This is a genomic window from Pseudofrankia inefficax (assembly GCF_000166135.1).
Classification (GTDB): Bacteria; Actinomycetota; Actinomycetes; order Frankiales; family Frankiaceae; genus Pseudofrankia; species Pseudofrankia inefficax.
In genome coordinates, this window is sequence record NC_014666.1 from 3,177,327 (window position 1) to 3,194,787 (window position 17,461).

Here is a 17,461-nt window from a genome sequence, read left to right on the forward strand (position 1 = left end):
ACGATACCCGGACACTTGTTGTCCGGGTCAAGGGTTTGTCGATACGCTGGCTTTGTGAGGTTGTCCGGCGGGGTCGAGACGGCGCTGCACTGCTGCGTCGTGCTGACCGCCGCGGCCGAGCCGGTGCCGGCGGCGCGCCTCGCCGAGCTGCACGGGGTCTCGGCGACCTACCTGGCCAAGCAGCTGCAGGCGCTGTCCCGGGCGCGGCTGGTCCAGTCGGTGCAGGGCAAGGCCGGCGGCTACGTGCTGACCCGCCCGCCGGAGGAGATCAAGGTTCTCGACGTCGTCGAGGCGGTCGACGGCGCGGCGCCGACGTTCGTGTGCACGGAGATCCGCCAGCGCGGCCCGCTGGCCGCGCCGCCGGAGGCCTGCGCCGCACCGTGCGCGATCAAGCGCACCATGATCGCGGCCGACCAGGCCTGGCGCGCCGTGCTGCGCGAGGTCTCGGTCGCCGACCTGGCGCGGATGGTCGGCCAGGGCTACGACACCGACGTGATGGGCTCGGTCGGCGCCTGGCTGGCGGCGGGCGCCTGACCCGAACCGGGTGGCGCTAGCTGACGATGTCCTTGCGCTGGAACCGCCACCAGGCGAGGGCGAAGAACGCGGCCGAGTAGACCAGGGCGACGCCGGTGCCGCGCATCATGTTGTCCCACTGGATGTCGGGTCCGAGGGCGTCGAGCCAGGCGTACTGGAAGTGGGTGGGCAGGAACCGGCGGTACGGGTCCAGCGCGGTGATCGAGTCGAGGATGGTCGACAGGACCATGACCATGGTCGCGCCGCCGACGGCGCCCAGCGGGGCGTCCGTGACCACCCCGAGCAGGAACGCGAGCGCCGCGACCAGCAGCGACTGCAGGCTCACGTAGGCCACGACGATCAGCAGCCTCGTCAGCCCTTCCCCGGTCGTGAAGGACCCGCCCGTGCCGGACTGCGCCCGCGCCCACCCGAAGAAGAGCCCACCGACGACCAGCGCCCAGCCGGGCAGCAGGACGTTCGTGCTGAGGCTCAGCGACAGGGCGACGATCAGCTTCTGCCGCAGTAGCCGCGGCCGGGGGACCGGGATCGCGAGCAGGTACCGCAGCGACGACCAGCTCGCCTCGCTGGCCACCGTGTCCCCGCAGAACAGGGCGACCAGCACGACGAGCAGGAACGAGGCCGAGGCGGACTCGGTGAACAGCGCGAAGTTGATCGCGCCCTTCGTCGCCAGGGTCACCAGCAGCTGCCCCTGGAAGTTGCCGCTGTCCTGCTGTGACGACGAGTCGGGCGAGCTGACCTGGAAGGCGAGCGCGATCGCCAGCGGCAGCAGCAGCAGGATGAGCCCGACGAAGAGGGTCCGCCGGCGCCGCAGCTGGCGGACGAACTCGACCCGGGCCCGCAGCGTGCGCTCGGGCCGGAAGCCGTTGTCGTGGGCCTCGGCGACGTCCATCAGCAGGTCGTGCGCGCCGCGCTGGGTCGGCGGCGGCCGAAAGCCGTCGAGCGCGTCCCTGGGTGGCAGCGAGTCCGTGGCTGGCGGCGCGTCCGTAGGTGGCGGCGCGTCCGTGGGTGGCACTGTCATTGATCCGCCCCGACCATCCTGAGGAACACTTCCTCCAACGAGCGCTGCGCCGGCGTGACCTGCGCGCTGACCCCCGCGGTGGCGAGGATCTGGCGCGCCTTCTCCGCGTCGTCGACGACGAGCCGCGGCGCCCCCGCGCCGACGATCTCCCGCACCGACCCGGCCGCGACCAGCTTCCCCTTGTGCATGACCACGACGTGGGTGCAGGTCTGTTCGACCTCGGCGAGCAGATGGCTGGAGATCACCACCGTGCGCCCCGTCGCGGCGTAGCGGCGCAGCACCTCGCGCATCTCGGCGATCTGCGGCGGGTCCAGGCCGTTGGTCGGCTCGTCGAGGACGAGCAGCTCGGGCAGCCCGAGCATGGCCTGCGCGATCGCCAGGCGCTGGCGCATGCCCTGGCTGTAGGTCTTGACCCGCCGTTCCACCGACGTGCCGAGCCCGGCGATCTCCAACGCTGCGTCGAACTGGGCGTCCCGCGCCGGCCGGCCGGTCGCGGCCCAGAACAGGCGCAGGTTGTCCCGCCCCGACAGGTGCGGCAGCAGGCCCGGGCCCTCGATGAACGGGCCGACCTTGGACAGCACCGGCGCGCCGGCCTCCACCCGCTCGCCGAACACGTGGACCGTGCCGGCCGTCGGCCTGATCAGCCCCATGAGGACGCGCAGCGCGGTGGTCTTCCCGGCCCCGTTCGGCCCCAGCAGCCCGACGACCTGGCCGCGCTCCACCCGGAAGCTCACCCCGTCGACCGCGCGGAACCCGTCGCCGTACTCCTTGACCAGGCCGTCGATCACGACCGGGACCGCCGCCAGCTCGTCCACCACGACGCGCCGCGCCCGGCGCCGCGCGCCCGACACGAGAACGCCGGCCAGCAGCAGCGCCATGGCCGCGACGCCGGCCAGCAGCCAGCCCCATGGCAGGCCGCCGGCCCGCGCGGTCCGCCCGTCGATCCCGGCGACCGTGAGGTCACCCTGCAGCGACGCGTTGTCCAGGGCGACGGTGTAGGCGCGGGGCGACGTCGGCAGCTGGTAGGCGGAGTCGGTGGTGCCGACGGTGACGACGAGGCGGTGGCCGGCCGGGACCGACGTGACGATGGCTGGCAGCGTCACGGTCACGGTCCGCGTGACGCCCGGTCGCAGCCCGGTGAGGTGGATCGGCGCCACCAGGCCGTTCGGCAGCCGCAGCCCCTCGTCCGGGTCCAGGTCGGCGAGCGACGCGAACAGGGTCGCGTCCGTCGCTCCCCGCGCGGCCACCTGGATGGTGATCGTCGAGGAGCCGGCGACGAGCATCGACCTGGGCAGTGGCGCGGACGCGAAGGCCGCCACCTGGCCGGGAATCGTGGCGAGGCCCGCCGACCCGGACAGCGGCGCCGTCGCCCCGCCGAGCGCGGTCACGGTCGACAGCAGCGCGCCCAGGCCCGGGACGGACGTGACGGCGGCCGGGCTGCCACCGGCGGGCGCGTAGACGGTCTGGGGCGGCCCCGCGACGGTGAGGTGGCTCGTCCGCCGGCTCGTCGTGGCGTCGTCGGCGCGCAGGGTGCGCGCGACGGCCTGCCCGGTGTCGGTCGAGATGGCGCTGCCGGGCACGGCGACCTCGAACGACGTGTCGGGCTGCCCGTGGCGCAGCAGGACCGGGCCGAACCAGTCCGCGACGTACCCGGCCAGCTCCTTGGCGGACGTCGTCCCGTCGTGGCCGCCGGAGCGCCAGATCTCCTTGACCGGTGTGCCGTGGGCGGCCAGGCCGCGGGCGTTCGCGTCGGCCTGGCCGAGCGGGAACAGCGAGTCCTGCTCGCCCTGGATCAGCACCGTCGGGGCGGTGATCCGGTCGAGCACGGTCGCGGGGCTGGACGCGCGCAGCAGCGAGAGCATCGCGCCGTCGCTCTGCCCGGTGGTGGCCGCGTGCTGGTAGGCGGCGCACAGGTCCGGCGCGAACCGGCCGCACGCGCCGGGCTGCTGGCCAGCCGCGGAGCTGAACAGCACGCCGGCCCACTGCTTCTTGAAGACGCCGGGGTCGGTGGCACCGGCGTTCGGGAACAGCGCGGTCGACAGGTCGTTCCAGGTGATGTCCGCGGCGACGGCGTCGACGCGCTTGTCCTGGGCGGCGGCCAGCAGCCCGAGCGCCCCGCCGTAGGACGAGCCGGCGACCCCGACCCGCGGGTCGCCGGGGGAGTCCTTGAGTACCTGGGGCAGCGTCGCCAGGTAGGTGACCAGCTTGCTAGCGTCGGCGACCTCGTAGGCCGGCGCGTCCAGGTGGACCAGCCCGCCCGACCGGCCGAAGCCCCGCGCGGTGTAGGCGAGGACGACGTACCCGTGGGTCGCCAGGGCGTGGGCCGCGGTGTCGAGGTCGTCCTTCGAGCCGCCGAACCCCTGGGCGAGCAGGATCGCCGGCGCCGGCGTCGAGCGCGGCAGGTAGAGCGTGGTGTCCAGCATCACCCGCCCGCCGTTCTCCGGGGTGCCGGTGACGAACCGGGACTGGGTGCGGATCGCGGCGTCGGGGCGGGACACGGCCACGGCGATCAGGGCGGCGAGCACGGCCAGGACCACCGCCGCGGCGATGGCGGCGGGCCGGCGCCGGCCCGTGAGGAACGCCCGCACCGCGGCCGGCCCGGATCCGGCGCGCCCCCGCCGTCGACCACCGATCGAGCCCACACGTGCCACCGAGAGGTCACTCCCTTCGCGCGATCGTGCGACTGGCTGTGTCGACCGTAACGGGCCGGGGCCTCCTGGCGTCCGTCGCGTCGGTGGGAAGCCTTCTGGGAGAGGCCCTTTGGGTCAGGCGCCGTCGAAGAGCCGGTGCAGGTGCTGGTCCAGGAGCGCGCGGGCCTGGTCGGGCGAGAGGTGGCCCAGCACGAGCGGGGCGCGCAGGCCCTCGACGAGGACCTGGGTCTCGTGCGCGGCCAGCTCGGGGTCGGTGCCGGGCGCGAGGCCGGCGGCGTCGTGCAGGGCGGTCAGCTGACGGCGGAAGAAGTCGAGTGCGCCCGCGTACCAGGTGTCGCGGACGATGGGCGCGAGAGCGGCGTCCTCGGCGGCCATCGCGAGGAACGCGAGGCCGCCGCGCGCCTCGACCCGGGTCTCGTCGTCGAGCGGGACCAGCTCGATCAGGACGGCGCGCAGCAGGTCGCGCGGCGTGGCCGGCGCGGGCAGCCGCGCCACCCGGGCCTGGAAACGCTCGGTCAGCCGGACGTTCACCTGCCCCAGCGTGAACGTCATCATCGCCTCCCTGCTGTGGAAGCAGCGCTGGACCGCGCCGACGGACACGCCGGCCTCGGCGGCGACCGCGCGGATGCTCGCCGCCGCGAGCCCGCGGCTGCCGACGAGGCGCATCACGGCCTCGGCGATGTCGCGCCGACGTGCCTCCTGGTCGACAGCTCTGGGCACACGCCCTCCTGACACGTAGGCGATACAAGCGTATCGACTCGCCGCGGGAACCGGGTTACGATACGATCGTATCGGTTCGGTCGATCGGAGGTCACCGGTGAGCGTCGCGTATGCCCACAACGGCTCGGTGGAGCTGGCGTACGAGCGGATCGGAGCGCCGGACGGTGAGCCGCTGCTGCTCGTGACCGGGCTCGGCGGCCAGCTGCTGGACTGGCCGGACGGGTTCTGCGCCGCGCTGGCCGCCGAGGGCTTCTCGGTGATCCGGTTCGACAACCGCGACTCGGGCCTGTCCACCCACTTCGACGACCGGGCGGCGCCGTCGCACTGGTCGTCGCTGGCCCGGGGCCGGTCGCGCCGGGCGCCGTACGAGGGCACCGCGTTCGCCGACGACGCGGTGGCCGTGATGGACGCGGCGGGCTGGCCGTCCGCGCACGTCGTCGGGATCTCGATGGGCGCGGCGATCGCCCAGCTGGCGGCGGTGCGCCACCCACGGCGGGTCCGCAGCATGAGCCTGATCGGCTGCCTGCCGCCGGTCGGCGTCCGCACGCTGTTCCACCTGCGCTACGGGGTGTTCGTCAGCATGGCCAGGAAACGCTTCCCCGAGACCCGGGAGGGCGCGGGGGAGCGGATGGTCGCGCTGGCGCGTGCCCTCGCCTCACCCGGGCATCCGTTCGACGAGGAGTGGGCGCGCGAGGTGGGGCTGCGCTGCCATGACCGCCGGCCGCACGACATGCGGGCGGAGCGCCGCCAGCTCGCCGCCGCCCGCGCGGCCCGCGGCTGGAAACCGGGCCGGATCAGCGTGCCGACGACCGTCCTCTACGGCGCGGACGACCCGATCATCCGCCCGGGCGGCGCCCGCGCCGTCGCCCGGGCCATCCCCGGCGCGCGGCTGCGGACCCACCCGGACATGGGCCACGAGATCCCCGAGAACCGGTGGCCCGACCTGGTCGCCGACATCGTGGCCACGACCGCCGAAGCCCCGGGCGTCGCCGCCGGCCTGGCGTGGGACCCGGTCACGTGACCCGGCCGGGTGTCTGCCCGGCCGGCGCGGCCACCGTCGTGGTGTTCCTCCTTTACCTGCTCGTCTACCTGCTCGTCCTGCTGGGAATGCTTCTGCTGGGCGGCTCGCTGTGGCCATCCCGGGCGGTGTCCTGGTGGCAGGCCGCTCTGGTCGGGGTGGGCGCGCTGCTGGGGTTCGCCGGTCCCGAGGGCCCGTCGGCGCGCGGTTCACCGTTCCGCTCGCCGTCGGGCTGGCTCTGGCCGCCCGCGGGCTCCCGCGGGCGGCGCACTGCTGAGGCCCGGACGAGCCGGTAGTCCCCGGCCGCGCGGCCCAGGACGACGGAGGCGCAGATGGGCACAGGAGCACACGGAGTCCTCAGTCAGGGAGGCCTGAGTGAGGCGACGGTCGTGGCCTACGAGGCCCGCCGGCTCACGATCGTCGCCTCACTCGGCTACGACGTGTTCGTGGCGCGGTTCGAGGCCGCCGTCCCCGTCCTCGAACTGGCCCGGTTCGAGGCTCTCGTGGACAGCGGCCGCGGTTGGGACGACGTGCTCGCGGCCGCCGACGAGAACGCGCCGCATGGCTTCATGCGGTTCTGGCAGGCCGACGTCACGGCGATGATGAGCCCGCTGGGCCTCCCCTGGCGGTGCGTCGAGTACCTGATGGGCAACCAGACCATCGCCGCGCGCATGTATCGCCACGACCCGGCCGTCATGCTGTACGCGCCGCTGCGCGTCACGATCCACACCGGGCTGGACGGCGCCGCCTGCTTCGGGATCGACCGGCCCGGCGCCCAGCTCGGGAGCTTCACCGACCCGCGGATCGCCTCGGTCGGCCTGGAGCTGGACCGGAAGGTGGCCCAGCTGCTCGACGCGATCGGCGTCCCGGCGCCGGGCGAGCTCACGGCCGATGACCTCCCGGCGTGACCCGTCCGGTGAGCCTCCCGAGCCCGACCCCGCCGCGCACGGTCGGAATCGTGCTGCACCCGCGGCGCGACTCCGCCGACGCCGTGGGTGCCATCCTCGACTGGGCCGCCGGCCGCGGCGTCCAGGTGCTGGGCGTCGACGAGGAGATCAGCCGGCTGCGGTGCGCCGCCCTGCCGGTGTCCGCCCCGGAGCTGGGCGCGCGCAGCGACCTGGTCGTGAGCCTTGGTGGCGACGGCACCATGCTGCGGGCGATGCGGCTGGCCGACGGCGGGCCGGCGCCCGTGCTCGGCGTCAACCTCGGCCGGCTGGGCTTCCTGCCCGAGGTCGACGTGCCCGACCTTCCCGCGGCCCTGCGCGCGATCGACCAGCGTCGGTACACGGCCGAGCCCCGCCTGGCGGTCGACGCCGAGCTGTGCGGCCGGACGGTCAGCGCGTTCAACGACGTCGCGGTCGTGCGGGTGCCCGGCCACGGCGGCAGCGCCGCGGTCTGCCTGCGCGTCGACGGCCGGCCGTTCGTCAGCTACGCCGCCGACGCGGTCGTCGTCGCCACCCCGACCGGATCGACGGCCTACAGCTTCTCCGCGGGCGGGCCGATCGTCAGCCCGTCGGTCGAGGCGCTTCTCGTCACCCCGGCGGCGCCGCACTCCGCGTTCAACCGCGGTCTCGTCCTGTCGGTCCGGGACGACCTGGCTCTCGAGGTCCTCCCGGCGAGTGGCCGGCTCGCCGTCGAGGTCGACGGCCACGTGTGCGGCTACGTGGAGCCCGGCGCGAGCATCAGCCTGCGGTCCCGGCCCGCCGCCGCGCACGTCGTGCGGCTCGGCCGGATGACCTTCTACGAACGCGCCCAGCGCAAGCTGCGGCTGATGGGCTCCGCCGAGGTCGAGGCGGCACCGTCCAGCGCCCCCGCCGGCCAGCCTGGCGAGCTGACCGGTCGGTCGGTCGTATCCGGTGGTGCGGAGGCGGCACCGCCCAGCGCCCCGGTCGGCCAGCCCGCCGAGTTGCCCGGTCGGTCGGTCAGGCCCGGTGGCGTCGACGCGCTGGGTGCTCGCGACCACCGGGTCTGACTCGCCCGGGTGAGCTGGACTCTGACCAATCGTTGTCCGCTTTCGGGCCTGTTCGGACCCGCTGTTGCTACTTTTCGAGAGTGACCGACCTGACCGAGGACGACGACCCGCGGGCCGCGAAGCTGCTGGACGCGCAGGCCAAGGCCGTCGAGCTGTTCGCCGCCGTCGAGCGGCGCGGTCTGCTCGCGCCCGGCGTGACCGAGGTACAGGCCAGCGACGCGATCCGCGACCTGGCAGCGCGGCTGTTCGGCGTGAGCCGGCACTGGCACAAGCGCATCGTGCGAGCCGGCCCGAACACGCTGCTCCCGTACGCCGAGAACCCGCCCGACCGCCCGATCGGCACCGACGACATCGTGTTCTGCGACCTCGGGCCGATCTTCGAGGAGTGGGAGGCCGACCTCGGGCGGACCTACGTCGTCGGCGACGACCCGGTCAAGAAGCGGCTGCTGGACGCGCTGCCCCAGGTCTGGAACGGTGGCCGGGAGTTCTTCGAGACCCACCCCGACGTCACGGGCGAGCAGCTGTTCGCCCAGCTCACCCTGCTCGCCGAGCAGGCGGGCTGGGAGTTCGGCGGCCCGATCGGCGGGCACCTGATCGGGCAGTTCCCGCACGACCGGATCCCGGGGAACAAGATCGAGCTGTATGTCACCCCCGGCTCCGACAAGCCGATGCGCCGCACGGACCAGGCCGGCCGCCCGTGCCACTGGATCCTCGAGGTCCACCTCGTCGACCGGGACCGCCAGATCGGTGGCTTCCACGAGGAGTTGCTGGACCTCGGCTAGGGGCTCGCCCCCGCTCGACGCTCGCCGCGGCCGGCCAGGCTGAGTCCGAGCCTGGCCGGCCGCGACCGGCCGGTCAGCCCGGAACCCGGGCCTCAGACGGTAGGGCTGGTCCCGCGCCGGGTAGCTTCGGGATTGATGTACGACGAACGGCGGGCCAGGACGGTGGCGGCCACGGTATGGCGAGCCGTCGCGGACGGTGGCGCACGCCCAGCCGGCGGATCGGGACCCGGCCGCTCGGCCGCCGCGAGCGCCCCCGGTGGCCTGGGCGTTGCCGATGGCGCGGGCGGCTCCGGCCCGATCGGGGCGGGAGCCGCCGGTCCGGGGCCAGCGGCGCACCGCGTGCTGCCGGACGGCTGCATGGACCTGATCTGGTCACGGGCCGGGCTCGGTGACATCGGCCAGATCATCGTCGCCGGTCCGGACACCGCCGCGACGGTGACGCTCTGGCGGCCGGGCGTGGTCCACCTCGGCCTGCGGTTCGACTCGGCGGTCGGCCCGGCACACATCGGTGTGCCGGCCAGCGAGGTCCGCGACCGCAGGGTGCCGCTCGCGGAGATCTGGGGCCGGGCCGAGGCGGCCCGCCTGGCCGAGCGGCTCGCCGCCGCCGACGCGTCGGCGGCCACGTTCGAGGCCGAGATCGTCCGCCGCGGCCGCCGCGACGGCCTGGCAGATCTGCTGGCGCCGTCGGCGCTCGCCAGCATCCGGGCAGGGGCACCGGTGGCCCAGGTCGCCAGGACCGCGGCGCTCAGCGAGCGCCAACTCCTGCGCCGCTGCCAGCTCGCCGTCGGCTACGGGCCTAAGACCCTCGCCCGGATCGTCCGCTTCCGCCGCGCCCTGGCGCTCGCCCGCGGTGGCACGCCCTTCGCCGCCGTGGCCGCCGAGGCCGGCTACGCGGACCAGGCTCACCTCGCCCGCGAGGTCCACTCCCTGGGCGGGGCGCCGCTCGGCGAGCTGATCGCTCCGACGGCCTGACGGCGCTGCCCGGGACATCGGGGCAGGCTCGCGAGCCGGCCCGGTGGCGGGTTCAGGCCTCGCGGAAGGCGAAGTACGCGGCGAGGCGGACGGGCTCGGTGAACCTGTGGTCCGAGGAGTGGCGGGTCAGCACCTCCGTCATCTCCTTCTCGAAGCTGGTGCGCCGGTCGCCCAGCAGGCGCCTGATCGGAACCGAAGTCGAGTACATGTAGCCGATGATCTGCTCGACAGTCCACTGCCGTTCGAACTCGTAGACAATCCGGTCGATGCGGCGGAACGCGGATCGCCTCAGGACGGTTTCCATGGATTCCGCTGGCGGCAGGAGGACGCCGTTGCCCGCGCGGCCCACGGTTCCGACGAACTTCTCCTGTATCGCCTCGACGGAGCGTTGCCAGTCGGTCTCGGGCCGGACCAGGCAGCTGTCATTGACGATGGCCAGTCCGCCCGCCGGAGCGACCATCTCGGCGAGTGACTCCAGGACCCGGTCCTGCCGCATCCAGTGGAACGACCGGCCCATCGTCACCAGCTGAAACACGCCGAGATCCGGGGCAAGGTCCTCCGCGTGTGCCTTTACCCATCGGACATTCTGGATGCCGGCCAGGTCCGTCTGTCGGGCCGCCTCCGCGAGCATGTCGGGTTCGGGGTCGACACCGATGACCTCGCCCACCTGGCCGGCGAGAGCGAGCGCCAGCGTGCCGGGCCCGCAACCAAGGTCTAGAAGCCGTCCCGCCCCTGAGAGGGAGAGTCGCTGGCCGATCTCGGCCAGGAACGCGGGCGGATAGCCTGGCCGGTGACGTGCGTAGTACTCGGCGGTTCCGGTGAACAGGTCGCCAGCCATCGCTCAGACCAATCAGATCGTCATGGTGCGCATGTAGGCGGAGGTGAGGCGGGGGGTGGGCCGCACGGTCCCGCTAGGTTGTGCGCGCCACCGCTCGCGCGGTGGGTCGTCAGGAACTCCGCCTCTCCGGTCCGGCTCGACGCGTCGGATCGATTGCACCACCGTGAGGACCAGCAAGACCGCCGTTCGCGGTAGCCCCGCCTCCAGGGTGGGCCGTTGTTGAGGCAGCCGGCCCGCGAAGGGCCTGTCAGGGCCGGCGCTGGGCGACCTTCCTGGGCGAAGCCTGCCGCGTCAAGCCCTACTCTGACTGGGCCCTGATGCTTGGCGAAGAGGCCAGACCTCAAGTGACCGCAGGGTAGGACGCTCTATCTAGAAAAGCGCGCTGGAGGCATTCGTCAGTTGAGAATTCCCGTGCGCGATGCGTGTTTACTGGATTGCTTCTTTAGTCTTCCTCGGCAAGTGATCTGACCGAGTTCCAGTGCAATCGGTGGATTGCGGGCGGCGCGGTTGTGGCCGGTTGCGCGTTTCCGGAAAGGCGCTATTGTGGGCGCATGTTCGATTCGCTGGACGGCCGTGATCCGCCGCCCGACAGTCCGTTGCCCGATGGCCAATTTCCCCGCAGCGGGCGTGCGGCTGATGCCCGATTCGCGGGGGCGCGGATAGGTGCTGAAGCGACGACCCGGCTTATCGGCGATGGCGTCGCCGATAGCCTGTCTACCGCCGGCCCGCCAACGTCTGACCGCGATCCCGCTGGTTCTCCGGTTGCCGGCGGTTTTTCGGTGCCCGCTGGCGAGGTGGTCGATGATCTTCTCGGGCGGTTGGGGTTGGTCGATGGGGTGTTCGATGAGGTGCTGGCTGGGCTGGGCTCGTGTGACGCGTCGGCGACGGTGGCGTTGGCGGGGCGGCTCGCGCGGTTGACGGCTCGGTTGGAGGGGGTGGCGATCCACGTCCAGGTGCAGCTGGCCCGTCAGCGCCCGGCGAACCCCGCTGTGGGGGACGGGGAGGGTGGTGACGCGTATTCGCCGTTCGTCGCCGATGAGTTGGCGGCGGCGCTGGGACAGTCGCCGCGCACGATGTCGGGCCGACTCGCGACGGCGTGGGAGATCGCCAACCGACTCCCCGCGGCGTTGGCCGACCTGACCGCGGGGATGCTTGATCACACCCGGCTGGCCGCGCTGCACCAGCTCACGACCTGCCTCACCGACGGGCAGCGCGCGGTCGTTGAGGCGGCGATGCTCGCTGGTAGCCGGTTGGCGTCCCCACCCCGGTGGCGTCGCAAGATCCACCGCCTCGTCGCCCGGCTCGACCCGGACGCCGCGGCGAAACGCCGCCGCCACGCCCACACCCAGCGCGGCATCGCCATCCAGTCCCTGCAGGACGGCACGGCCTGCCTGACCGCGATCCTCGCCGCCGAGGACGCCCAGGCGATCTACGACCGGATCAACCACATCGCCAGGACCGACGCCCACACCGACCTTCACACCGACGGAGGCGTCCGGCCGATCGACGCCCGCCGCGCCGACGTCCTGACCGCCCTGCTCCTGGGCAACCGCCGTGAGCACGTCAGCGTCGAGCTTCAGGTCATCGCCCCCGTCGGCACACTGGCCGGCCTGGACGACAACCCCGCCGAACTCGTCGGCTACGGCCCGATCCCCGCCGAGGTCGGCCGGGCACTGGCCGCCGACGCCCGCTGGCGACGCGTCCTGACCGACCCCGCGACCGGCACCGTCCTCGACCTCGGCCACCGCCGAACACCCACCCCAGCCCTCGCCCGCCTCGTCCGCCACCAACAAACCCGCTGCGTGTTCCCCGGCTGCGGCATGCCCGCCACCCACACCGACCTCGACCACACCACCGCCCACTCCCACGGCGGCCGCACCGCGCTGGACAATCTCGGGCTCCTCTGCAGACGGCATCACACCGCAAAACATCGCGGCGGTTGGAAGCTGCACCAACCACGGCCCGGCGTGTTCACCTGGACCGCCCCGACCGGCCGGACCTACACCACCGACACGACCACCAACCAGGAGGAAGCGAACAGTCAGACCGCCGCGTGCGCGACCGCCTGTGTCAATTCTCGACCGACTCCGCCCACCATCCCTAACCAGCGCGTTTCCTCGGGTACCCGATACCCATTCTGACTGCCAGCCAGAGGTGACGGGACAGGAAAGACGGTATCGGAGTGGTCCTGGGCTCCCTGGCATTCTTCGCGCAATCGTGGGTACATGATCGTTCAGAGAGAAGGTCGATCCGCTCAGCTGGGTCTGGTGGTTTGAGTGTTCTATTGGAGTTGAGATCTTCGGCTCTCGGACGATCGACCGGTGATGCCGTTGCTGTCGGCGAAGATGTTCGGCGCCTCGACATCCTTGCCCGCCGGGCCTGGTCGCGACAACGCAGGCACGGCTCGTCACGATCGATCCGCTGGCCTACCGGGGCGCTGCTCAGGGCCAAGGGCCAGCCTCAGGCGCCTGCGAGCGGGGCGTGCAGGTCGACGTGGTTGCCGTCGGGGTCGGCGACGGTGGCGTATCGCTGGCCCCAGAAGGCGTCCCACGGCGGACGTTCGCCGGTGTAGCCGGCGTCGGTCAGGTCGGCGTAGACCTTGTCGACCTCGGCCGGGTCGGCGCAGGCGAACGCGAGGGCGACCCGGGGCGAGCCGGTGCCCGCACGCCAGTCGGGGTCGAACGAGCGGATCGTCGCGTCGGTGTCGAAGGCGAGGCGTCCGTTCGGCGTCGTCACCTCGACGTGCGGCTCCGTGTCGGCCGCCGCCGGGATCTCCAGGCCGAGCCGGCGGTAGAACGCCAGGCCCCGCGCCATGTCGGACACCACGATTCCGGTCAGTGAGAACGTAGGCATGCGTAGACCGTAGGGGCACCGGTCCCGGGCTGGCTTGAACGAATCGGACGTCGCGCCGACGAGGTCCACGTGCGGGCGCCGTCCGCGAGCGGGATGGGCCGCGTCGTCCGCGAGGCCGATCGGCGACGTCGTCCCGCGGGGGGGGGATGGAATCCCGCCTTCGTGCCGACGTGGTGCGCCACCCGCGTGGTGGATGGGCGCGCGCCGTTCGGGTGGCGGTGAGCGGCACCACCCGATCGGCTCACTGGCGAACACCGCCAAGCGACGGTGGGCGGCACCGCCTGCGTGGTCGACGTGGTGCGCCGATCGCGTGGCCGACGCGCGGCACCGCCCGTCGGGCCGATTGGTGGCAACCGTTGGCGTGAGCGGTTCCCGGCCGCGGGGCCGCCGTCGGTACCATCCCCGCGTGCGTTACGGGATCTCTGTGCCGAATCTCGACGAGTTCGCGGATCCACGTCGGGTCGCCGAGCTGGCCCGCCGGGCCGAGGAAGCCGGATGGGACGGCTTCTTCGTCTGGGACCACGTGGTCTTCCCGTATGGGACACATGAGGTGGCCGACCCCTGGGTGGTGCTCACCGCGGTGGCTCTGGCCACCGAACGCATCAGGTTCGGCCCGCTGGTCACCGCCGTGGCCCGACGGCGGCCCGGCACTCTGGCCCGCCAGACGACGTCGCTGGACCGGCTCTCCAGCGGGCGGCTGGTGTTCGGTGCCGGGCTGGGGTTCACGCTGGCGGCGGAGTTCGGCACCTGGGGCGAGCCGGTGGCGCCCAAGGTCGTCGCGCGGCGGCTGGACGAGGGCCTGGAGGTGCTGGCCGGGCTGTGGTCCGGCCAGCGGGTGGACTTCCGCGGCGAGCAGATCACCGCCCTGGACGTGACGTTCCAGCCGACACCCGTGCAGCGGCCGCGGCCGCCGGTCTGGATCGGCTGCAACTGGCCGGCCCGCCGGCCGCTGCGGCGGGCAGCCCGGTGGGACGGCGTCGTGCCGATGGTGGTCGGCCCGGAGGACGGGTCCTGGAACCCGACCCCGGCCGTCGTCACCGAGATCGTCGCGGCGGTCCGGGAGCAGCGGACCAGCACCGGGGCCGGGATCGATTCCGGCCCCGGCATCGGCCCCGGCATCGGCCCCGACCACGGCCCCGGTCGCGGCCCCCGCGCCGGTTCCGGCATGGGCCCCGGCATTGATCCCAGCGCCGGCCCTGGGATCGTTCCCGGCACCGATCCCGGCACCGATCCCGGCCTCGACCCCAGCACCGATACCTTCGATGTGGTCATCACCGGCCGGACCAGGCCGGACCAGCCGGCCGAGGCACGCGAGACGGTCGAGTCGATCGGCGCGGCCGGGGCGACCTGGTGGCTGGAGGGGTTCCGGCCAGCGCCGGACGAGTACGCCGCGGCGCTACGACGGATCGAGGCCGGCCCGCTGCCCTGAGCCCCGGCCGGCCAGGCGCCCTGAACCCCGGCCAGCCGCCAGGCGCGGCGCCGGGACGCCGGGCTCCTCGAAGCGGACGGGGAGGCTGGCGAGGCCGCGTAGGACGAGGTTGCGGCGGTAGGCGAGGCGGTCGGTGAGCAGCGTCATCGTGAGGCCCCGCCGCAGCAGCTCCCGCAGCACGAGCTCCATCTCCAACCGGGCGAGCGGCGCGCCGAGGCAGTAGTGGATGCCGAGGCTGAAGGTGAGATGACGGCGCGCCGGCGACCGGCCCGCGTACCGGGTCACGTCGAACCGCTCCGGGTCCGGGAACGCCGCCGGGTCCCGGTTGGCCGAGCCGAAGAGCAGCGCGACCCCGTCACCGGCCTCGAACGTCCGCCCGGCGAGCTCGGTCCGCCGATGCGCGAGGCGGGTCGTCAGGTGCACCGGCGAGTCGTACCGCAGCATCTCCTCGACGGCCGGCACCACCAGCTCGGGGGACGAGCGCAGCAGGGCGTACTGGTCGGGGTGGCGGATCAGCGCCAGCAGCCCGTTGGCGACCAGGTTGACGCTCGTCTCGTGCCCGGCGACCAGCAGGGTGACACAGGTCGCGAGGACCTCGTCCTCGGTGAGGACGTCGCCTCGCTCCTCGACGGCGGCCAGCTCGCTGATCAGGTCGTCGGCCGGCTCGGCGCGCCGCCAGGCGATGAGGCCACGGAAGTAGGCGACGAACTCCCGCGCCGCCGCGGAACGCCCCTCCCGTTCCTCGGGCGTCAACAGTGGGTCGGGGTCGAAGCCGCGGGCGAGCGCCCGCGACCATCGCTGCAGGTCGGGGTGGTCGGCGGCGGGCGCGCCGATCAGCTCGGCGATCACCGTCAGCGGCAGCGGGTAGGCCAACGCGGTGATGGCGTCGGCCTCACCGGCGTCGCCAGTCTCGCCGGCCGCCAGGATCGCGTCGAACAGCTCCCGGACGAGCCGCTCGACGCGGGGGCGCAGCGCGGCCACCGTGCGCGGGGTGAACGCCTTGCTGACCAGCCCGCGCAGTCGGGTGTGGTCGGGCGGGTCCATCCAGAGGAACGACGCGGGCAGGTCCGTCGTGTCGACGCCGGGATGGAACAGCTGCGCCTCGTGCGCGTGGCTCCAGGTGTCGTCCTGCAGGATCGCGGCGCAGTCCTCGTAGCGGGTCACCAGGTGCACGCCCAGGGGAGTGGGGAACAGCGGCCGGGCCGCGCGAGCGACCGCGTAACGGGGATACGGATTGGGCCAGTGCTCGGAGTCGAACGCGTCGAAGACGACTTCGGGCGCGTAGGCGTGGGGCGCGTAGCCATGGGACGCGCCGCTCGGCTGGGCGATGGCGGGCTGGGCGATGGCTGGCCGGGTGGCCGCGGGCTGGGCGGCGGCTGGCCGGGCGATGGCCGGCTGGGTGGTGGCCGGCTGGGTGGTGGCGGCCTGCTCGGCGATGGCGGGCTGGGTGGCGGCTGGCTGGGCTGCGACGGCCGGGCCGGCCGCCGTTTCATGGGCGCTCATGGGTCTCCCTGGGAAGCCTGGTCCGGGCACCGGCGGGCGGTCAGTTCCGGAGGCGGACCGGAAGCGTGTCCAGCCCGTGGATGGCGACCGTGTCGCGCCAGACGGGCTCGCCGGCGAGCCGCAGCGCGGGGGAGCGGCGCAGCAGCGTGTCCACCGCCAGCTGCGTCTCCAGCCGGCCGAGGTGCGCGCCGAGGCAGTAGTGCAGGCCCTCGCTGAACGACAGGTGGCGGGGCGCGGGGCTGCGGCCGGCGAACCGGGTGATGTCGAGGCGCTCCGGGTCGGTGTACACGGCCGGGTCCCGGTTGGCGGCGGCGGTCAGGATGACGATGCCCTCGCCGCGGGCGAACGTGTGCCCGGCCACCTCGCGTTCGGCCAGCGCGACCCGGTGGGTGAACTGCACGGGCGGCTCGTAGCGGAGCAGCTCGTCGACGGCGGGCCCGGCCAGCTCGGGGTCGGCGAGCCAGAGCGCGATCTGGTCGGGGTTGCGCAGCAGCGCGACGACACCCTTGCCGATGACGTCGGAGACCGTCTCATACCCGCCGATCAGCAGCCCCGACGCGAGCCCGAGCGCCTCCCGGCCGGTCAGCTCACCGCGGTCCTCGGCCGCGGCCATCCCGGTCAGCATGTCCTCGCGAGGGTCCGCGCGCCGAAGCGCGAGGAGCCCGGCGAAGTACGCCTCGAACTCCAGCATCGCCTCGGACCGGCGGGCCAGGCACTCGGGCGACTGCAGGATGTCCGGGTCGGTGCCACGGACGATCTCCAGCGACCACTTCTGGACCTCGGGGTAGTCCGCGGGCGGGATGCCGAGCAGGTCGCCGATGATCGTCAGCGGCAGCGGCCGCGCGAACGCCTCCATCAGGTCGACCTCGCCGGCCTCGATCGCCGCGTCCAGCAGCGTGCCGACGAGGCCCTCGATCCGGCCGCGCAACCCCTCCGTGGTGCGCGGGACGAAGGCGCGTTTGACCAGCCCGCGAACCCGGGTGTGGGTCGGCGGGTCCATCCGCACCATCGAGCCCGGCACGTCGTCGGGCGCCACCCCCGGGCGGAACGGGTTGATGCCGTCCTCATAGCCGTGGCCCCACAGCGCGTCCGTGAAGACCGCTGAGCATTCCTCGTACCGGGTCGCCATGAGAATATCCGGCCTGATCGGGTACAGTGCGGCGAATTCACG

At 73.4% G+C, this 17,461-nt stretch carries 16 protein-coding genes; 9 read left to right on the forward strand and 7 right to left on the reverse strand.

What is annotated here, in order from left to right:
* The first annotated feature begins 54 nt into the window (after positions 1-54).
* Complete coding sequence (locus tag FRAEUI1C_RS12960; protein ID WP_013423752.1) at positions 55-534, forward strand: RrF2 family transcriptional regulator; 480 nt, start codon at positions 55-57, stop codon at positions 532-534.
* 16 nt (positions 535-550) lie between these two features.
* Here the strand turns inward: FRAEUI1C_RS12960 and FRAEUI1C_RS12965 are convergent, their stop codons facing one another.
* The 3 genes from FRAEUI1C_RS12965 to FRAEUI1C_RS12975 all read right to left on the reverse strand — a co-directional run bounded on the left by FRAEUI1C_RS12965 (position 551) and on the right by FRAEUI1C_RS12975 (position 4,923).
* Positions 551-1,552 (reverse strand): DUF2705 family protein, encoded by a 1,002-nt coding sequence (locus tag FRAEUI1C_RS12965; protein WP_013423753.1) that lies wholly within the window; start codon positions 1,550-1,552, stop codon positions 551-553.
* On the reverse strand, positions 1,549-4,203 hold the full coding sequence (locus tag FRAEUI1C_RS12970; protein WP_013423754.1) for an alpha/beta fold hydrolase: 2,655 nt from the start codon (positions 4,201-4,203) through the stop codon (positions 1,549-1,551). The genes FRAEUI1C_RS12965 and FRAEUI1C_RS12970 overlap by 4 nt, the downstream gene beginning before the upstream one ends.
* A gap of 114 nt (positions 4,204-4,317) precedes the next feature.
* Complete coding sequence (locus FRAEUI1C_RS12975) at positions 4,318-4,923, reverse strand: TetR/AcrR family transcriptional regulator (RefSeq protein ID WP_013423755.1); 606 nt, start codon at positions 4,921-4,923, stop codon at positions 4,318-4,320.
* 97 nt (positions 4,924-5,020) lie between these two features.
* Here FRAEUI1C_RS12975 and FRAEUI1C_RS12980 point away from each other — a divergent pair, with 97 nt between their 5' ends.
* The 6 genes from FRAEUI1C_RS12980 to FRAEUI1C_RS13005 all read left to right on the forward strand — a co-directional run bounded on the left by FRAEUI1C_RS12980 (position 5,021) and on the right by FRAEUI1C_RS13005 (position 9,667).
* Positions 5,021-5,944 carry an alpha/beta fold hydrolase gene (locus FRAEUI1C_RS12980; protein ID WP_013423756.1) on the forward strand — a complete coding sequence of 308 codons (924 nt, stop codon included), beginning with the start codon at positions 5,021-5,023 and terminating at the stop codon, positions 5,942-5,944.
* Entirely contained in the window at positions 5,941-6,237 is a 297-nt protein-coding gene (locus FRAEUI1C_RS12985) for a hypothetical protein (protein ID WP_013423757.1), read from the forward strand. Before FRAEUI1C_RS12980 ends, FRAEUI1C_RS12985 begins: the two co-directional genes overlap by 4 nt.
* A gap of 36 nt (positions 6,238-6,273) precedes the next feature.
* Positions 6,274-6,849, forward strand: a complete 576-nt coding sequence (locus FRAEUI1C_RS12990; RefSeq protein ID WP_013423758.1) for a DUF302 domain-containing protein — start codon at positions 6,274-6,276, stop codon at positions 6,847-6,849.
* Positions 6,846-7,913, forward strand: coding sequence for an NAD(+)/NADH kinase (locus FRAEUI1C_RS12995; protein ID WP_013423759.1), 1,068 nt, complete (start codon positions 6,846-6,848; stop codon positions 7,911-7,913). Before FRAEUI1C_RS12990 ends, FRAEUI1C_RS12995 begins: the two co-directional genes overlap by 4 nt.
* An 80-nt stretch (positions 7,914-7,993) precedes the next feature.
* Complete coding sequence (locus FRAEUI1C_RS13000) at positions 7,994-8,695, forward strand: M24 family metallopeptidase (RefSeq protein WP_013423760.1); 702 nt, start codon at positions 7,994-7,996, stop codon at positions 8,693-8,695.
* A gap of 135 nt (positions 8,696-8,830) precedes the next feature.
* Complete coding sequence (locus FRAEUI1C_RS13005) at positions 8,831-9,667, forward strand: helix-turn-helix domain-containing protein (RefSeq protein ID WP_013423761.1); 837 nt, start codon at positions 8,831-8,833, stop codon at positions 9,665-9,667.
* A gap of 52 nt (positions 9,668-9,719) precedes the next feature.
* Here the strand turns inward: FRAEUI1C_RS13005 and FRAEUI1C_RS13010 are convergent, their stop codons facing one another.
* Entirely contained in the window at positions 9,720-10,505 is a 786-nt protein-coding gene (locus FRAEUI1C_RS13010) for a class I SAM-dependent methyltransferase (protein WP_013423762.1), read from the reverse strand.
* An 824-nt stretch (positions 10,506-11,329) separates the two neighbouring features.
* Between FRAEUI1C_RS13010 and FRAEUI1C_RS13015 the strand changes: the two genes are divergently transcribed.
* Positions 11,330-12,646, forward strand: coding sequence for an HNH endonuclease signature motif containing protein (locus FRAEUI1C_RS13015; protein ID WP_041259261.1), 1,317 nt, complete (start codon positions 11,330-11,332; stop codon positions 12,644-12,646).
* Between the two features lie 319 nt (positions 12,647-12,965).
* On the opposite strand, the gene FRAEUI1C_RS13020 is transcribed toward FRAEUI1C_RS13015, so the two are convergent.
* Positions 12,966-13,358, reverse strand: a complete 393-nt coding sequence (locus FRAEUI1C_RS13020; RefSeq protein ID WP_041260714.1) for a VOC family protein — start codon at positions 13,356-13,358, stop codon at positions 12,966-12,968.
* A 406-nt stretch (positions 13,359-13,764) separates the two neighbouring features.
* Between FRAEUI1C_RS13020 and FRAEUI1C_RS41630 the strand changes: the two genes are divergently transcribed.
* Complete coding sequence (locus tag FRAEUI1C_RS41630) at positions 13,765-14,787, forward strand: LLM class flavin-dependent oxidoreductase (protein ID WP_041259268.1); 1,023 nt, start codon at positions 13,765-13,767, stop codon at positions 14,785-14,787.
* Here FRAEUI1C_RS41630 and FRAEUI1C_RS13030 read toward each other — a convergent pair.
* Both FRAEUI1C_RS13030 and FRAEUI1C_RS13035 read right to left on the reverse strand, forming a co-directional pair.
* Entirely contained in the window at positions 14,755-16,290 is a 1,536-nt protein-coding gene (locus FRAEUI1C_RS13030; RefSeq protein WP_013423766.1) for a cytochrome P450, read from the reverse strand. The two genes, FRAEUI1C_RS41630 and FRAEUI1C_RS13030, sit on opposite strands and share 33 nt — an antisense overlap.
* Before the next feature lie 40 nt (positions 16,291-16,330).
* Positions 16,331-17,419, reverse strand: a complete 1,089-nt coding sequence (locus tag FRAEUI1C_RS13035; protein WP_232425408.1) for a cytochrome P450 — start codon at positions 17,417-17,419, stop codon at positions 16,331-16,333.
* Positions 17,420-17,461 lie beyond the last annotated feature (42 nt).

Bases quoted from the DNA above. Each gene is read 5' to 3' on its own strand.
- FRAEUI1C_RS12965 (WP_013423753.1), bottom strand. From the start codon at position 1,552: ATGACAGTGCCACCCACGGACGCGCCGCCACCTACGGACGCGCCGCCA.
- FRAEUI1C_RS12990 (WP_013423758.1), top strand. From the start codon at position 6,274: ATGGGCACAGGAGCACACGGAGTCCTCAGTCAGGGAGGCCTGAGTGAG.
- FRAEUI1C_RS13005 (WP_013423761.1), top strand. From the start codon at position 8,831: ATGTACGACGAACGGCGGGCCAGGACGGTGGCGGCCACGGTATGGCGA.
- FRAEUI1C_RS13010 (WP_013423762.1), bottom strand. From the start codon at position 10,505: ATGGCTGGCGACCTGTTCACCGGAACCGCCGAGTACTACGCACGTCAC.
- FRAEUI1C_RS13020 (WP_041260714.1), bottom strand. From the start codon at position 13,358: ATGCCTACGTTCTCACTGACCGGAATCGTGGTGTCCGACATGGCGCGG.
- FRAEUI1C_RS13030 (WP_013423766.1), bottom strand. From the start codon at position 16,290: ATGAGCGCCCATGAAACGGCGGCCGGCCCGGCCGTCGCAGCCCAGCCA.
- FRAEUI1C_RS13035 (WP_232425408.1), bottom strand. From the start codon at position 17,419: ATGGCGACCCGGTACGAGGAATGCTCAGCGGTCTTCACGGACGCGCTG.